The following is a 14,554-nucleotide window of genomic DNA, read 5'->3' on the forward strand; positions in this document are numbered from 1 at the left end:
TTGACGAAGTGAACCGTGAACCCGTGGTTTATCACTGGAAGTATAAAATGGATGAAATCAGTGAAGAGGAAGCAGTATCAATTTAATATAGCAATTATTTAATATTCGTTATACTAGTAGCATGGATTTGTTTAACGCTACCATAAAAGCACCAAGGAAAACATTTACGCAATATTTTATAAATGCCTTATCTCCTTGCTCAGTTCCGATATCATCTGGAACACCCAGGATTGTGCGAATTTCTTTTGCATTCGTCTGCTTATTCTCATTTAACTGCATCTCCACGGATGTATTAGAGGCTTCCTGGAACTCTAAACCATTGTTTAGAATAATTACATTTTCCGTATTATTGCTATACAGTTTTCTCCACGCTGCCTTCAACTTGTCCATAGCTTCCTGAGTTAAGTTCTTTGCAGATTTTACAAAACCTTTCTTATTTCCACCTGTTTTAACAAGCCCTTCCTCGTATTTCAAGGAATTATAAGAAACACTCAGTATTTTACTATTCTCTTCCACAATGCCTACACCACGCATACCATCTCTTGTGTTACGAAGAACTCTCACGAACTGTTCTGGGAAATACCGTTTTCCCTGCACGAGCACTACATATTCCTTAAAAATTACATCTGCATTCGGTGCGTAAGAAACATGATTTGACTGGACATATCGTAATGACTGGATTCCATTTTCTTCCCAGTCCACATAAATGTTTCCTTCCCCATCCAGCAAATAATCTTTTACAAGTGCTTGCTTCATCATATTTGCATCTAGCGTATCTCCTGTATCTTCATTCAGAAGATGCACCCTCCAATCGCCTTTCACTTCTTCGACACGCTTCTTTCCACGCTTGTACAGTTTAATCGGTACATTTGCGACAGTTTCCGCAATCTCATTGATCGCCCCGGCCAGTGCTGGAATCTGCATTGCCTTTTCTCTTGTCATTTCATCATTTGCAAGAAGTGCTTTCAGAATCGGCTCTGCAACTGCCGATTCGTCTATCATCTGCGGTTCTGCTCTTTCCTTACGCTTAAAAAATTTCCTTAAAATCCCTCCTATCCCACTTGAACAACAAAATCATCAGAGCCATACATCACATATTGCTGCAGTAAGTACATCGCATTAATAAGACTCACCACCATATCAACTTTGCCTTCTGATTTTTTCTTATTAACATATTTATTTCTGTTTGTGTCTTCCGTACACCTTGCATTTTGGAAGTTGATTTCCAACATCCTATTCGACATATAATGAAATTGCTGTTCAAGAATCAATTCCCTCAACCACTTCGTTGGCTGATGCAACACAGAACTATGCTGTTTTATTTCCACACATTCATATCCATCTTCTTCCAACTGCTGCACTGTAGCCAATGCATTCCATTTGTCATATCCAATCTGCTGTATCTCTACTCCGTATTCACTTTCAATCTCAACAATCTTATTCTTAACGAATATATAATCAATCACTTCATTTCCACAAGAGAAACAATCCCCATTGGCAATCAATCGTTTGTAGTCTACATGTTCCTTTTTACTTTTAAATTCCACTTTGTCTGTCGGAACAAAGCCAAAGACCTTTGCATAAACAATTCCATCAACAATCGTGACCATTGCAAGTGCTGTGTTATCGTCTGTCTGTGACAAGTCAAGTCCTAACCATACTTTCTTGCCTGCCCAAAAATCAGGGTTATTCTCAATCCTACATAGTTTCACTTTTTGTATATCTATGTATCCCTCAACGCCAAGCCCTTTGTAAAGGATGTTGTTGTGCTTGCATAAGTAATTCTCTCGCTTATTCTCATACAGAACAGCGATTGCACGTTTCTTAACAATCTCATCAAAGATGTATCCATGTGCATAAGCTACAGGATTGCTTTGGTAGATACACAGGTCATTCGTCTGCCACTCTTCCCCAATTTTTAGTTCTTCATTCGGCTCGTAAAGCAGGGCGAATGTTCTCCTATCATCCAGCAAACCATCCAGCGTCTTTTTCGCAATGTCAATCTCATCAATCATGGCATTATCATCATTTGGATATTGGGTGCTGATGATGATTCCGAGTTTGTTAAATAATGTAATCTGAGATGAACGCATAGCCTCTATTGGGTATTCATCCATTGCTCCACATTCATCTGCCAGGAAAGCATGAGCCATCTTTCCATCCATGCCATCATTGGAATACGCCAACGGAGTATATTCATTATCATTCAGCAGGCAAATAATTTGACTTCTTAGAATCTTAAATGCCGGCTCATCTTCATCATACAGTGCTGGACTTACCTTTATAATTTTCCGAATTGCTAATTTCAGTTCAGAAGAAAGTGCCAGGTCAGGAGCCACAGAGAAGAATCGTGAAAAGTCTGGTTCCGTCAGCATCAAAAGTATAAAAATAATCGCACTGTTGAACGTCTTAAAGTTCTTTCGTGCGATTTCCAATACTGCTGTGGTATAAAACCGGATATCTTGCTCTGTATTTTTTAATTTTGTACAAAGTGTGGCCACTATAAAGAGCCATGCATAATCTTCTAGCCCGTCATATATGGAACATCTCAAATCAGGATGTGTCATCAATTTTAGCAGTTTACAGATTTTTTCATAAGCTTTTTCATCCACAAATGCGTCCGGATCATCACCGTCAGCAATCGTAATCCAACTCTGGCACTGTTTCTTCACATATGCCGGTGCATATCCTACGCTTTCCTCAACACACCATTTTGCATAAGCATATGCCTTTCCTTCCTTAACCACTTAGTGCCTCTTTCAGAGCATTGCTTTTCTTTTCCGGAGTTTTCGGAATGCTACGTAGAGCAGATGCAATCGTCATGACATTTTCTTTTTCAATATCAAAAAGCATCTTCCTTTTAGCCTGTATCTGCTTATCGTAGGATATAAGCTGCTTTGCAAGCCCATCTTGCAATTTTAAAAACTCTGTAAATTCCATTTCGCCAGAACGCTCTTCTAATTTGTCCATTAATTCTTGTGCGTGTTCTCTTTTCTCTTCAAAATCAGCGCACTCCGCAAGAGTAAGACAATATCTATTAATTACGCTTCCATACAAATCATCACTTTTCTCAATTCCAGACAGAAGTTTTCTCACTCTCAGAAATTCTTTATGTGCTCTTGGATTTCCTTCTACCTCTTTCGATTCTTTCAAAATTACCCCAGAAAGAAGAGATTCTTCCGCTTGCTTTCTAGCTTTTAATTCCTTCTTTGTCCTGTGCGATTTATTTTCCATTTCTATAACTTTCGCTGGTTTTGATGGTCTTGCCATGTCAATCTCTCCTTTCTTTCTCATTTTGGGAATAAATTATAAATCATGGTGGGGCGTCGGTGTGGGGAACGCTTTATTGGAATAAAGTGCAACTCCGGGGGAGTACTAGCCGCAAACAGGGAAACTCTGCCCCATATCTTGCTCTTTTGTAATCCGAAATAGCTCTGCCCTTTTTATTTGTCCTTTTTCTGCCATTTCATGATGCCTAGAACACAACGTGATTAGGTTGCCATCATCTAGCCTCTTCTCGTAATCCTCTGCAAGTGGAACTATGTGGTGTACAGATGTATCCTCTGTTTCATATTGTCTACTGGGATTATGTAATCCTCTTACGCATACCTGACAGCAATAGTTATCTCTGAGTTTTATCTCTTCCCTTTTATCTTGCCACTTCTTAGAGTTATGGAAATAACGAGATTGTTTACTTTGTTCTGTCCTATGTGACTGTCTCGCTCTTATACTTTGTTCCTTCTGTGGACATATATGTTTACCGTCATGTATTCTTCCGCAATAGCTACAAGCCTTTAACATATCATCACCTCTTAATTGCGCCCCTGGGATTCGAACCCAGATTACCGGCTAAGGAGACCGGTGAGTTTGCCGTTACTCTAAAGCGCTATATTTCGTAAATACGGAGAGTAGGAGTCGAACCCACAATCGCTGGATATAAGCCAGGTGCAACGTACCGCATCACCTTCTCCACATAAGAAAAGACACCCGGGAAGGGTGCCTTATATTTGCTTTCACAAGCTATCGATTATTGAGTCCACTTTTCTTTTATTTTTTAAACTATTTTTACTATATTTTTGTAACATTTGTATCGCAAATTGAATTTGCTCGTTTACCCATTTAAATTGTTTAAAACATTCTTCCTCCATTCCATCTTTCTTAATTTTCTCAAAGTCTATATGGGCATCTCTTGTTAGCGTTCTATTATTTGTCACATAGGCAATAAATTCTTCGTTTGCAGTATCACTCATACTAAAACTATAATTATTAAATATACATGTCATCCTAAGTATGGAACATAAATAATTATCTTTTATATTTAAATAAATTCTATATCTATTTTCTCCCTTTACATGACTTTTTAACGTTCTAATACCTATGCTCGAAAACATCTTCTCCATTAATTCTATAGATAAACTACCATCGTATATATCTGCGATTTTCTTAATCCCTGGGCACAATAGAATCTTATTAAACTTCTCTTCTTGCATATTAAATAGCATAGTAAAATATGGATCATCCGAAAAACCTTTCCCCTCTGAAAGCCAACTTACAATTAATCTACTTTGAATTCCATCTTCTAATTTGGTTGTATAAGTGGCTGCAAAATATTCTTGAAATGATCTATGTGAAAAGGTGTACAATAATCCATCCTTAACAAGCATACAAACAGACTTGACCAAATCATCTAAATAATCATCTACTTTAAATTCAATATTTGAAAATTGTTCTTTTGCAAGTCCTAAATACTTCCGAACATCACTCTCTGAAAATTCATATTGACTTTTAAAATACGTTTTAAAACAAAAATATGAAAATATTGTTTTGAAATCATCTGCTCCTAAGCCAGTTCTTATATCTCTTTTAAAGCAATCTTTTGAACCATCATGTATATTAAATAATGTCGAAAATGCCTGTTCATAAAAATCACTTAATTTATCTGGTATCGATGCTCTTTCATCAAATGTCATAAGCATAATCGTCAATAGCAATGGATTAGAAGCAAATGACCGATATTTTTCATACAATCCATGATTTAACTCATACATAAATTTTTCTTTAGTATTTTGTTCATAATCCAATTTGGAGATTAAATCTAACGCCTGCAACTTGTTTAATTTCATAGCTTGTGCTTCTTTGAAGTCATTCCAACCAATAAACTGTTCCATAGGTCTAGAAGACATAATATAATAATTATCTGGATATTTAGTACATAATTCTCTTATCCCTTTACCTAGGCTATAGCTTTTCTCCATTTTCACCTCATCAAATCCATCGAAAAGTATGATATATTTTCCCGATTCCATACTATATTCAAAATATTCTTTTTCAACATCAAATCCGCAACTATGTAATGATGCATACACCAAATCTAAGGTATCAATAGATTTAGCTTCTTGGTTATTTATTCCTCTAAGTTCAACAAAAACAGGAATAAATCCTTCTTCTTTTATTGTATTCAAGAACATATGTTTTAATAGAGTTGTTTTACCTATTCCAGCAGTACCTGTTATTATTATTCTATGCCCTAAATCTATAATATTACTCACTTTTTCAGAACTTATTTCACTATCCTGGTACACTATATTTACACTCTCATATATGCTATATATATCTCGAGGTTCTTTACGATAAATTAATGTTTTAACCATTCTTATTTTTTCTGACGCAATTTTCAAATATCTTTCATAAGCATTTCCAAAATCAATATCCATTTTCTTATCATCTTCTTCAAAGTATTTTTTTATACTTCCGCATATCGATTTAATAGCATCTTTTGTCAACTCCGTTATGACACCTACTGCAATCTGTTTTTTTATATTATCCATAACCAAATCCTCCAAATCATACTTTTTTTCATAATACAACAAAACACCCCATATTTCTACAGGGTGTTTGGAAAAAAGTATTTTGGGATGGTCTCCATTTAGGAGAATTGGAAAGCCAGGAATCGAACCTGGAACTTGGAATTGTTTCCTGCTCTACCAACTGAGCTACTTTCCAAACTTGCAACCCATATGTGCCGTTATACCGGTTGCGTGATGGTTTCCGGCCTATCCTTGGCTGATTTTGATATGGCAGTAACATAACCATGAAGTAGACTGCCTGCGTCTGGCGCCATACAATAAAATACCTTTATGAAAAAGAGGAACGACGGTCTTTGCAGGTCTCTCCCATGTGAGAGCTACCCTGCAGGCGCTACCGTCTGAGCCTGATACAGCAACAGGGCTGTGACACCCTGCTGCCATGCCATACAAGGGAGGCTGATAGTCAAATGTGACAAGTTACTACCTCTGTTGCAACTTTACCTGATATCATAATATCATGAAAGCAGGTCGATTTTGTCCCCACTTTTCAATAAATCAAGAAAATAGTAAAATTTCCTTCTTGTGGCATAGAATTCTGTTTTTCCCATTGGTATTCTTCCCAAGTTCTCATCATACTCAATGAATCTGTAAGACAAATCATTTGTCACGCTCTTGATTATGTATTGATATATTTCTGCTGATGCAGCTACTGCGGCCTGTTCTATCATCTCACAGTCTTTTTGGTACATAACATTTCTGATTGCTTTGGTTTCTAAAGAATTTTCTTTGTAGTTGCTTTTGGGCATACCATCATAATTCATAGCCCCAACACCCCTGCTTATTTTTGATTTCTTTTCTTCATATTGCAAGCAAAAGGCTCTTAATTCATCATATCGATTCTTTGATATGCCATAATCCTCCCAGGTCATGTCTCGCAATCTTTTACCCATTGGTATCACCTCCGTCTTTTATAAAAATCATTCCACCGAAAGCTTTCTCGGAATCCTTTGCTATCTTCCAGGGTTACGATATGCGTATATACGCCTACCACTTTCATTTTTTTGCGCTTCTTTTCCCATTTTTCGCTCTTGGCATTGTCTGGTGGACGTTCCACCAAAACTTTATAAATCTCCCCGCGATATACTCCATGTTTCCGTTCCAGCGCTCTGGTCTTTTCTTCCTCCCGAATTCCCCACATGGCCTGTGTGGGTGTTGGGTCACTGTATCCTTCGTTGTTTTGCATATTTTCTCCTTTCACGCACGCTTCGCACACCTGCCGCCCTTCCGGGATTATATCCCCGCAGCATATACATCTGTCTTCCATTTAGTAACCTTCTTTAAATTTCATTTTAACGTGAAATGACTTTTACCAAAGAATTGTATTCTTTCATTTTATCTTTGCGTACAAGACCAATTTCTTCCGATTCAGAATAAACCACCTCATACTTTTTTGAAATCAATTCACAAACCTCTACTTCTGTCATTACCGCAATTTTTTCTGCTGTTTCCAATTTTTCTTCCAAGGCCAGCTTCCTAATTCTTCTTTCCATTCCTAAATAATTTAATTTGTCACTTAATTCTCTGCCTGTCATCTTATTTTCCTCCACTAAATTTCAGTTTAATTATGAACATATATGAAAAATGCGCTTTAACTCAACTATATGTTCATAAATAAAGTCAGACACTTTCACTTCTTCATCAGTTTTAATCAGTTCTTCAATCTCATTTATATTCTGAGATATAAAAATTCTTAAATATTTAATTAATTCTGCATCCTCCAGAGAGCATTGATATGCTTCTGCAATTATATTACGGTTATAGCAACACTTTTTCTGTTCAGTTGTCATATAAGTCCCTCACCTAAATGGTAATTTAGCTCTCTAATCCTAATGCCCTGCCAAAAACGTATGCAGCATATGTTCTCGCCAGTCTGCTTGCTTATTGCTCCATCTTTCGCATGTATCATCATCTTCTATCAGGATGCCTTTTAAATCGCACAGGCCTCCGTCATTTTCTGTGCAGGTGGCACAGGTTCTTGTTTGTTCTGTCATAGTTTTATTCTCCTTTGTATGGGTTTGGAAGTGGCTGCCAGGCTACAACTTTCCTTTTTACAATCCTATTTTCTTTTTCTATTTTCCACTTACCATCTAATGTATAGCTTGTTCCTGTTTTACGTGTCCCATCTTCAAGCTCATATGTTATATTCACTGGATCCGATACTTTTTCAAACATTGATTTAGACCATAAGTGTGTATCTTTGTATATTGCAAATGTAGAATCGTGTTCTTCTGGTAATCTCTTACTGCATGGAATCCAATCATCATTCATTTCGTCCATGTGCGAACGGACAATTTCCATTGCTCTTTCACATACGCAAACCGTACAATCATTATGCTCACAATCTTTTTTAAAGCAATCTATAGCAACTGTAGATTCCATAATGTTACGCATCTCTTCTACCTCTTCCAAAATCTTCTCTAATACGTTCAGTTTCTTCTCCCCCCCAGTTAATCCGCTGCCCACACTGCCTACAATACTTCCCGTAATCACTCGCTCCACATATCGGACATACACTTATGCCACCATAAGCATTCCGTTTAAGTACAGGTTTCTTCGGCAACTGCTTGTCCAGTGCTTCTATAGATAAATTATAGTATTCTTCACTCATATTAATTTGTTCTCTTGGTATGGATGGACTTACATGTATTCCATATTTATGTATTCTCCTTTCGTTTCCCATCCATGCAATCACTTCTCTAACTTTCTTTTTGTCCATATTCTACCCTCATTTTTCTTTCTTTCAAAATGTTCTGACATCCACATTTTTCGCAATCAACTGCATCTGAATACATTTCTCCTTTCGTAATGAAATTTACTGTTTTGACCAAATATATTTTATCTTTGTTTAAATCTAGCAGTGTTCCGCACACATCACATTTCTTTTCATTCATCTTCCCTTACCTCTCTTTCTATCTCCTCATATTTCTCTCACTTCCTTTTCTATCTCCTCATCCTTTAATTTCAGCAAATTTCCACTCTGATAAAATACTGCCCCTGCCGGAGTAACCTGCATACATTCGATATAGCCCTCTGCTTCGGCTTCTTTGTTGCCATATCTGCCATGGACTGTTGTTTTATGCTTTCGGAGATAAGTCTTTCCTGGAATTAAATCTTTCTTATCCATGCTCACACCTCCCTGTTGTCCTGCCACTTTTTCAGAATCAGTGCGGCAGGTTCTTCGTATCCTTCATCCAGAAGTGTTTTTACTGCCAGGTCTACGGAAATATATCTGTTCTTGCTGTCCGCCTCTCTTAGATTGTTTTCCATTTCTCCCCAGGCAGATTCAACACCGCACTTTTCTTCCAATTCCTTCATCATGTCGGAAACTTTCACATACCTATTTGCATAGGTATCCCAGCTGTCACAGTCTAATGTGTGCTTAAGCATCCGCTCAATATATTGTTTCAGACGTTTTCCTCGCCATCCGTAGTCCTCGTATAACGTCCATAGAGCCAATGTTCTAATGGTATCTGATAATCTGTGCAGTAGAACCAGATACATACTCTTAATGTGCTCTTCCGGGACTACAACGGATATTCCACAGATACCTCTGCACCGCAAGTCCGCTTCCAGTCCGTCTATTCCCTTGGCTTTTGCTGTTCTAAGTGCATAAGCTGCACCCTCATTCCTCCATTGCTCTTCCTTGCGATTCATTTTTTCTCCTCCTGCCTCTTACGCTCTCTTTTCTACATAACTCTTTTTTCCTGTCCCGATATAATTCCGCTCCTGCCAGCACAAGAACCCACATGACCAGCAGGGCTATCAGGAATACGCTTATCTGGATAAGCAGCACTGCAATTTCTTGTATTGTGTATAATGCTTGCAAATTCTCACACCTCTATCCCATCCACAGATTTTAATATCCTGTCCGTCTGCTCCCGGATAAATCCAAGAGCCTGTGCAAGTTCCAAATCGTGCTCTTTGATATGGTTATGTACTATGTCTTTCTTAACCAGCTCTAAAACTTCTTTGATAGCTCCAACATATCCCAATGTGCTGTATATTTCTTTGTCCGTCTTTGGGTTCTTTTTCCCGGTATCTCTTAAAACACTATATCCGTAATTATTGGTCTGCGCATAATAGTTATCTATGATATGCAGCATTTTGCTCACTCCTTCCTTTCGGTACACACCGCCTATGTATCCAGATGTCTGTTTTTCTCTTGGTTCTGACATATTCGTAGTCCTCACCCTCAATGGTCTTTCCACAGAGATAACAAATACGTACTATATGTTCTTCTTTTTTTTGATTAGCTTTGCTTTTCAATTCTCTCCAACTCCTTTGTCACTGCCAGCACCAGATTTCGAAACAATTCTGAATACTCATACTTACTGTCAAGTGCTTTTACATCTTCGGCGTACAACTTCCAGAATAATTCGCTATGATCTGGTGAGGAGTATTTTTTAAATAATCTCCATAAGTCTGCGAATAGCTCGTAATATTTTTTAATATCCATCTAATTTCCTCGTTTCGTAACTTTTAGTAACGTTTTTGCAACACGAAAATCTAGTATTTATGCGGTGTTTACTGTTTGTTACGTTTGTTACGGTGTTACGGTTAGTTTCTATATAGGAAAAATTTTTTTATTTTATTTCTAACCCATGTAAGAAATAAAAAAAATAAAATTAAAAATACCTATATAGGGAATCGTCTGTAACACTGTAACGCCCGTAACATTTACGAAAACGGTAACATTTCTTGTTCACTATTTTCTAACGTCATAAAGCCATCACTATTAGTTTTTAGATTATTTTCAGTTTCTTGCTTTAAATACACACATCTATGTATTTTATCTCCTATTCTCTTATTTTTTGTAACTTCGCCCTTGTTGGTCTTAATTAGACCTTCTTTATCTGCCCAAGATAAAAAGGATTTCCTGGAGAAACCACCTGACTTACACAAATCAGTAAACGCCTGATTGTAAAAAACGATATACTCATTCTCAAAAACACCCCATTTTTCGCAATTCGTGGCAATATCAAATCTCTGTCCATTCATAGCTACTTTGTCCAGAATAAATTGATAGCACCTTTCGTTGTCAGACAGCGCAGAGCGGTCAATAAGCACTTGTTTGCCTTCTTCTATAGAAATATACTGCCCGTCCTTAAAAATCTGTTCTGTGGCTATTTTATCGGCTGTCAAGATAATGGATAATGACATTGCTTGCTTTTGCATTTTGTCTGAATCAAATAACTGCTTCTGAAATTCTTTTTGAATTTTTTTGATTTCCTCTATGTCCATTTCTTTAACGATTTCAACAAAGCGTTTGCCAGCAAATCCATAGTTCTTTTTTACAAACTCTACTGTCTCCTGAGGGTCTTTGTAAATTTTTTCTCCGCATTCAACCTCCAATATCCTGTTGATTGCACCGCCCTGATTCACATAACTATTCAAAGGCCGTTCCCCGTTTACAATGATGCAATTTCTCCACCGGTTCTCCCGGTTTATGCCAAGTTCTTTGTTTGAACGGCTCTTTCCTTTTCCAGAGCAGAGATCATATACAACGCCCTCAAAGTTATCCCGGATTCTAGAAGAAGTCTTACTGGTATCATCCAAAATCATAGGAAGATTATTTAACATATCCGCTTTTGCTTCCAGGGCAACATCTGTTGTTTTAAAATCCCCAATATATCTGCTTTCTCCCGGGTCTGCCCAGACTGATGTTGCAACCATGAGCGATACTGTTTTACCGCCCTCGGTCTCGCCCCACAGGTCTACGAAAAATGGAAGCCCACCAAGCAGCCCAACCAATACACTTGCGAAAGACGCAGCCAACATAAATTTGACTTCTGCACGGCCTGTCTTTCTTAGTTCTGTCATATGTTTTAGCCAGATTGTTTCCGAACCTCTTTCCTGAACAGAATCAAACAAATCTCGAAACCTTCCATCTCCATCAAACACAATATTTGTATCGTAGGGAATAAAATCTCCCTTTACCCATCCTAGTTTTGAAGTTGAATGTTGCACCTTAATTTCGTTGTCATTTAAGTTTTCTACGTCTGAAAGGTATCGTACCAATGACTTTGCGTTTTCAGATGTAACGGCCACGCCCCTGGAGGATAATGCGACAATCTTACTGGCCGACGTAATCAGTGTTTTTGGTACGATAATCTCTTCCCAACGGCCAGACCTCTTGAACGCTATTTTTATCTGTTCTTCTCCGGTCTCAAGATTCTTAAATCTTTCAACCGGAAGAATTGGATGGTAACAGGCAAGCAGATCAGGAGCCATAGGGTTTGGGTTGTATTGATAAATTCCATCATCTGAAGCTATCCAGGTTTTGCACTTCATATTGTCATACGGTCCGGAAAAATTCGTCCAGTTATCCAAAAGGCTGATATCATTGCTTACGGTTTGTTTTTTCATATCTCTTTCTACTCTCTTGTAAGCAGCCACTAAATCCTTAAATTCCGTCTTTACTTTCAGTTCTGCTGCACGAAGTCCGAGAGAGGCTAACAATTCCGCTTTGTATAACTCGTCTTCCTGGTCAAAAACTTCGGTCAGAATTTCTTTTGACAGAATCGTTTCTCTAGTTAGTTGATTTAACGGAACCACATTACCACCTACTTTCCAGTCCGTTTAAAATCGAATGTCTGTATAATTCTTTCTGCAACAGGTTGTAGCAATCGCACCAGACATTACTTAGAGGCTCTGATTTATTCAGAAAATCTTGCAGAAGGCTTATTTTCGCAATATTAAGAGATTTTATATCCTCTTCTCTTTGCTTCTCTTTTTCCCTCATCTGCATTTTTTTTTGAGACTGGTAAATTGCGAGCCTTGATGAGAACGTTGGTTTCTGATAAGTTCCACCCAAAATCCCGAAAGCTGTCTTGAAATCGCAGCGTTCCATTCTCATAACAAAATCAAAAATGTCCCCAGATGCTCCGCATCCAAAACAATAAAAGCTGTCTTTGTAGATTTTTAAGGAAGCTGTGTGATCTCCGTAATGGAAAGGGCATGAAACAAACCCTGCTCTGTTTGGAAATAATCCGTATTTTCCTATCACATCTTTCATGCTATATGTATTTTTCAGTTCCTCTTTAGTCATGGCAGCCACTCAATAGCTCTACTATCCTTTCCCCTGTCTCTTTTTTCTCACAAAATTCAAATCTCACATTGTATCTATCCCGGATAGTACAAAGAGATTTGTACAGCTGCTCCCCATCAACTGCTTTATCGGATACCACATATTTTTCTCTTTTGCCATTCACAACTCTCCACCGAACTTCGTGCTTTCTTGGATTTTTCCAGAAATAAACATCTTCCAGACAAGAAATGTCTTTTCCATGTTCTACAAGGATAATTAATTGAATTCCTGCATCTATCGCCCTTAATAACTCCTTTTTAAATCTCTCATGCTGTTGACAGACATTTCCGCACAGCTCTTGGAGATTTTGTTTCCGGTCAATGATGAGCCGGGGATTGTCCAGGGACATATAGTCACCCACATACAATTTCGAAGAGATACTTTGAATACCATGCTTTTCAAATTCCGACAATATTCGCTTAATTGCATGCTGTTTTTCTCTCGTATCTATCATTATCTGCACTCTGATTCCTCCTCGTGTTCTGGAGCTGTATATTCATGCTAACTATCCTGCAATTTGATGGTTCATAATTCCCAAACGGATTGATTCTGTCTATAGTACAAGCCCCACGTTCTGCTCTATCATCGTATCCATTTTCCATCATCCATTCTTTAAACACCTTAAAAGATTCGTCCCATTCCTTGCAGACACTTACACCTTTTGCCCCATAAAATTTATATTCTTTTGCATTTGGGTTTTTACAACGCTTTTTCATCTGCTTCCATACTTCATTTAAACGACTATGAGATTCACCGTGTTTATAATTAAGAGATTTTGTGAGTTCCACATGCAAACATCCGCAACTTTTAGTGTTTCCTGATTTTAAAGCAGATAGATTCACGTCGATTTCATTTCCACAAATACATTTACAATGCCAAATCGACAATCTTCCTCCGGAAGGGTAGATTTTTGTACCTACCCTATATAAAGCTGTAAGCCTACCAAATGTTTGTCCTGTAATATCAGTTACGTTTGACATAACATGTTCCTCTTAGCTAAATGGCAGCTCTTCATCAATACCATCTGGAATATTCATAAATCCGTCTCCTGCTGATGTTGCACTTGGGTGATATCCATTCTTGTAGTTTTTGTATGCCTGAGTTTCTTGGATATCTGGCACCTGAGCATCCTTTACCTTGTCCGCAGACACAAACCAACGAAGAACTCTTTTTTCTCTTTCTTTGTTTTCGTAATAGTCTTTCTGAGGTCCGAACACCCCACCGACTACTTTATTTTTAAACTGTGCTCCAAAATTATCTCCCCACTGAGTCACAAAACCTGAATTAGAATGTTCTACACATGTAATAAATGTTTTAAAGGATTTGCTGCAGTTTCCGTTTTCGTCTTCGGTTAAAATATATTGCGTTGCCTGATTCGGCCATTTTTTATCTGGACGGATATCATTTTTGAATGACTCCATAAAATATCCTGGCTGCTTATCGTTTGCTGCAAAATCAAAGGATACCCTAATCATGTCTTTTCCGCTTTTTGATTTCATTTCCGCCACATCTTTAATTGTGAGGTAATGCCCTCCCAGCTCTACCGGTGTAAAATCTCCTGATGCCTGTGTGTTTTCGTAATTATTTGGTTTTTTCATAC

At 37.8% G+C, this 14,554-nt stretch carries 22 protein-coding genes and 3 tRNA genes; all 25 read right to left on the reverse strand.

Translation table 11 applies throughout. The features are described from left to right. Nucleotides 1-108: 108 nt before the first annotated feature. The 25 genes from WBS51_RS13730 to WBS51_RS13850 all read right to left on the reverse strand — a co-directional run bounded on the left by WBS51_RS13730 (nucleotide 109) and on the right by WBS51_RS13850 (nucleotide 14,552). Nucleotides 109-942, reverse strand: a complete 834-nt coding sequence (locus WBS51_RS13730) for a phage portal protein (RefSeq protein ID WP_342694101.1) — start codon at nucleotides 940-942, stop codon at nucleotides 109-111. 110 nt (nucleotides 943-1,052) lie between these two features. After that, a complete protein-coding gene (locus WBS51_RS13735) occupies nucleotides 1,053-2,747 on the reverse strand; it encodes a terminase TerL endonuclease subunit (RefSeq protein ID WP_342694102.1) in 1,695 nt (564 codons plus the stop codon). Then, entirely contained in the window at nucleotides 2,740-3,270 is a 531-nt protein-coding gene (locus tag WBS51_RS13740; RefSeq protein WP_342694103.1) for a hypothetical protein, read from the reverse strand. Before WBS51_RS13740 ends, WBS51_RS13735 begins: the two co-directional genes overlap by 8 nt. 105 nt (nucleotides 3,271-3,375) lie before the next feature. After that, nucleotides 3,376-3,801 carry an HNH endonuclease gene (locus tag WBS51_RS13745; protein ID WP_342694104.1) on the reverse strand — a complete coding sequence of 142 codons (426 nt, stop codon included), beginning with the start codon at nucleotides 3,799-3,801 and terminating at the stop codon, nucleotides 3,376-3,378. Nucleotides 3,802-3,816: 15 nt separating this feature from the next. Continuing rightward, nucleotides 3,817-3,888 (reverse strand) — tRNA-Arg (locus tag WBS51_RS13750). Nucleotides 3,889-3,900: 12 nt separating this feature from the next. Then, nucleotides 3,901-3,973, reverse strand: a tRNA-Ile gene (locus WBS51_RS13755). 40 nt (nucleotides 3,974-4,013) lie between these two features. Continuing rightward, entirely contained in the window at nucleotides 4,014-5,828 is a 1,815-nt protein-coding gene (locus tag WBS51_RS13760) for an NACHT domain-containing protein (RefSeq protein ID WP_342694105.1), read from the reverse strand. 107 nt (nucleotides 5,829-5,935) lie between these two features. Then, nucleotides 5,936-6,003: transfer RNA gene (locus WBS51_RS13765), tRNA-OTHER, on the reverse strand. A 319-nt stretch (nucleotides 6,004-6,322) separates the two neighbouring features. Further along, nucleotides 6,323-6,757, reverse strand: a complete 435-nt coding sequence (locus WBS51_RS13770; protein WP_342694106.1) for a hypothetical protein — start codon at nucleotides 6,755-6,757, stop codon at nucleotides 6,323-6,325. Between the two features lie 5 nt (nucleotides 6,758-6,762). Next, nucleotides 6,763-7,131 (reverse strand): hypothetical protein, encoded by a 369-nt coding sequence (locus tag WBS51_RS13775; protein WP_342694107.1) that lies wholly within the window; start codon nucleotides 7,129-7,131, stop codon nucleotides 6,763-6,765. 25 nt (nucleotides 7,132-7,156) lie between these two features. After that, nucleotides 7,157-7,399 carry a hypothetical protein gene (locus tag WBS51_RS13780; protein WP_342694108.1) on the reverse strand — a complete coding sequence of 81 codons (243 nt, stop codon included), beginning with the start codon at nucleotides 7,397-7,399 and terminating at the stop codon, nucleotides 7,157-7,159. Nucleotides 7,400-7,429: 30 nt separating this feature from the next. Then, nucleotides 7,430-7,654 carry a hypothetical protein gene (locus tag WBS51_RS13785; protein ID WP_342694109.1) on the reverse strand — a complete coding sequence of 75 codons (225 nt, stop codon included), beginning with the start codon at nucleotides 7,652-7,654 and terminating at the stop codon, nucleotides 7,430-7,432. Nucleotides 7,655-7,693: 39 nt separating this feature from the next. Next, nucleotides 7,694-7,858 (reverse strand): hypothetical protein, encoded by a 165-nt coding sequence (locus WBS51_RS13790; protein ID WP_342694110.1) that lies wholly within the window; start codon nucleotides 7,856-7,858, stop codon nucleotides 7,694-7,696. Between the two features lie 4 nt (nucleotides 7,859-7,862). Then, nucleotides 7,863-8,276, reverse strand: coding sequence for a DUF551 domain-containing protein (locus WBS51_RS13795; RefSeq protein ID WP_342694111.1), 414 nt, complete (start codon nucleotides 8,274-8,276; stop codon nucleotides 7,863-7,865). After that, complete coding sequence (locus WBS51_RS13800) at nucleotides 8,251-8,583, reverse strand: hypothetical protein (RefSeq protein ID WP_342694112.1); 333 nt, start codon at nucleotides 8,581-8,583, stop codon at nucleotides 8,251-8,253. The genes WBS51_RS13795 and WBS51_RS13800 overlap by 26 nt, the downstream gene beginning before the upstream one ends. Then, nucleotides 8,564-8,758 (reverse strand): hypothetical protein, encoded by a 195-nt coding sequence (locus tag WBS51_RS13805; protein ID WP_342694113.1) that lies wholly within the window; start codon nucleotides 8,756-8,758, stop codon nucleotides 8,564-8,566. Before WBS51_RS13805 ends, WBS51_RS13800 begins: the two co-directional genes overlap by 20 nt. 26 nt (nucleotides 8,759-8,784) lie before the next feature. Next, entirely contained in the window at nucleotides 8,785-8,991 is a 207-nt protein-coding gene (locus WBS51_RS13810) for a hypothetical protein (protein ID WP_342694114.1), read from the reverse strand. Nucleotides 8,992-8,993: 2 nt separating this feature from the next. Continuing rightward, the gene (locus WBS51_RS13815) at nucleotides 8,994-9,521 is read right to left on the reverse strand and encodes a hypothetical protein (RefSeq protein WP_342694115.1); all 528 of its coding nucleotides are present in this window, start codon (nucleotides 9,519-9,521) and stop codon (nucleotides 8,994-8,996) included. 176 nt (nucleotides 9,522-9,697) lie between these two features. Next, a complete protein-coding gene (locus WBS51_RS13820; RefSeq protein WP_342694116.1) occupies nucleotides 9,698-10,042 on the reverse strand; it encodes a zinc metalloprotease in 345 nt (114 codons plus the stop codon). Between the two features lie 74 nt (nucleotides 10,043-10,116). Further along, entirely contained in the window at nucleotides 10,117-10,323 is a 207-nt protein-coding gene (locus tag WBS51_RS13825) for a hypothetical protein (RefSeq protein ID WP_342694117.1), read from the reverse strand. A gap of 221 nt (nucleotides 10,324-10,544) precedes the next feature. After that, nucleotides 10,545-12,422 carry a DUF927 domain-containing protein gene (locus WBS51_RS13830; RefSeq protein ID WP_342694118.1) on the reverse strand — a complete coding sequence of 626 codons (1,878 nt, stop codon included), beginning with the start codon at nucleotides 12,420-12,422 and terminating at the stop codon, nucleotides 10,545-10,547. 1 nt (nucleotide 12,423) lies between these two features. Further along, entirely contained in the window at nucleotides 12,424-12,915 is a 492-nt protein-coding gene (locus WBS51_RS13835; RefSeq protein WP_342694119.1) for a CHC2 zinc finger domain-containing protein, read from the reverse strand. After that, complete coding sequence (locus WBS51_RS13840) at nucleotides 12,908-13,408, reverse strand: ERCC4 domain-containing protein (RefSeq protein ID WP_342694120.1); 501 nt, start codon at nucleotides 13,406-13,408, stop codon at nucleotides 12,908-12,910. Before WBS51_RS13840 ends, WBS51_RS13835 begins: the two co-directional genes overlap by 8 nt. Continuing rightward, nucleotides 13,374-13,934: an AP2 domain-containing protein gene (locus WBS51_RS13845; RefSeq protein ID WP_342694121.1), complete on the reverse strand. Its 561-nt coding sequence runs from the start codon at nucleotides 13,932-13,934 to the stop codon at nucleotides 13,374-13,376. The genes WBS51_RS13840 and WBS51_RS13845 overlap by 35 nt, the downstream gene beginning before the upstream one ends. 12 nt (nucleotides 13,935-13,946) lie before the next feature. Then, entirely contained in the window at nucleotides 13,947-14,552 is a 606-nt protein-coding gene (locus tag WBS51_RS13850; RefSeq protein ID WP_342694122.1) for a hypothetical protein, read from the reverse strand. Nucleotides 14,553-14,554 lie beyond the last annotated feature (2 nt).

Source organism: Blautia acetica (assembly GCF_038739805.1).
GTDB lineage: Bacteria > Bacillota > Clostridia > Lachnospirales > Lachnospiraceae > Blautia.

Coding starts and splice junctions, on each gene's coding strand:
- WBS51_RS13730 (WP_342694101.1), bottom strand. CDS start 942: ATGACAAGAGAAAAGGCAATGCAGATTCCAGCACTGGCCGGGGCGATC.
- WBS51_RS13740 (WP_342694103.1), bottom strand. CDS start 3,270: ATGGCAAGACCATCAAAACCAGCGAAAGTTATAGAAATGGAAAATAAA.
- WBS51_RS13745 (WP_342694104.1), bottom strand. CDS start 3,801: ATGTTAAAGGCTTGTAGCTATTGCGGAAGAATACATGACGGTAAACAT.
- WBS51_RS13760 (WP_342694105.1), bottom strand. CDS start 5,828: ATGGATAATATAAAAAAACAGATTGCAGTAGGTGTCATAACGGAGTTG.
- WBS51_RS13770 (WP_342694106.1), bottom strand. CDS start 6,757: ATGGGTAAAAGATTGCGAGACATGACCTGGGAGGATTATGGCATATCA.
- WBS51_RS13775 (WP_342694107.1), bottom strand. CDS start 7,131: ATGGAAGACAGATGTATATGCTGCGGGGATATAATCCCGGAAGGGCGG.
- WBS51_RS13780 (WP_342694108.1), bottom strand. CDS start 7,399: ATGACAGGCAGAGAATTAAGTGACAAATTAAATTATTTAGGAATGGAA.
- WBS51_RS13785 (WP_342694109.1), bottom strand. CDS start 7,654: ATGACAACTGAACAGAAAAAGTGTTGCTATAACCGTAATATAATTGCA.
- WBS51_RS13790 (WP_342694110.1), bottom strand. CDS start 7,858: ATGACAGAACAAACAAGAACCTGTGCCACCTGCACAGAAAATGACGGA.
- WBS51_RS13800 (WP_342694112.1), bottom strand. CDS start 8,583: ATGGACAAAAAGAAAGTTAGAGAAGTGATTGCATGGATGGGAAACGAA.
- WBS51_RS13805 (WP_342694113.1), bottom strand. CDS start 8,758: ATGAATGAAAAGAAATGTGATGTGTGCGGAACACTGCTAGATTTAAAC.
- WBS51_RS13810 (WP_342694114.1), bottom strand. CDS start 8,991: ATGGATAAGAAAGATTTAATTCCAGGAAAGACTTATCTCCGAAAGCAT.
- WBS51_RS13815 (WP_342694115.1), bottom strand. CDS start 9,521: ATGAATCGCAAGGAAGAGCAATGGAGGAATGAGGGTGCAGCTTATGCA.
- WBS51_RS13820 (WP_342694116.1), bottom strand. CDS start 10,042: ATGTCAGAACCAAGAGAAAAACAGACATCTGGATACATAGGCGGTGTG.
- WBS51_RS13825 (WP_342694117.1), bottom strand. CDS start 10,323: ATGGATATTAAAAAATATTACGAGCTATTCGCAGACTTATGGAGATTA.
- WBS51_RS13835 (WP_342694119.1), bottom strand. CDS start 12,915: ATGACTAAAGAGGAACTGAAAAATACATATAGCATGAAAGATGTGATA.
- WBS51_RS13840 (WP_342694120.1), bottom strand. CDS start 13,408: ATGATAGATACGAGAGAAAAACAGCATGCAATTAAGCGAATATTGTCG.
- WBS51_RS13845 (WP_342694121.1), bottom strand. CDS start 13,934: ATGTCAAACGTAACTGATATTACAGGACAAACATTTGGTAGGCTTACA.
- WBS51_RS13850 (WP_342694122.1), bottom strand. CDS start 14,552: ATGAAAAAACCAAATAATTACGAAAACACACAGGCATCAGGAGATTTT.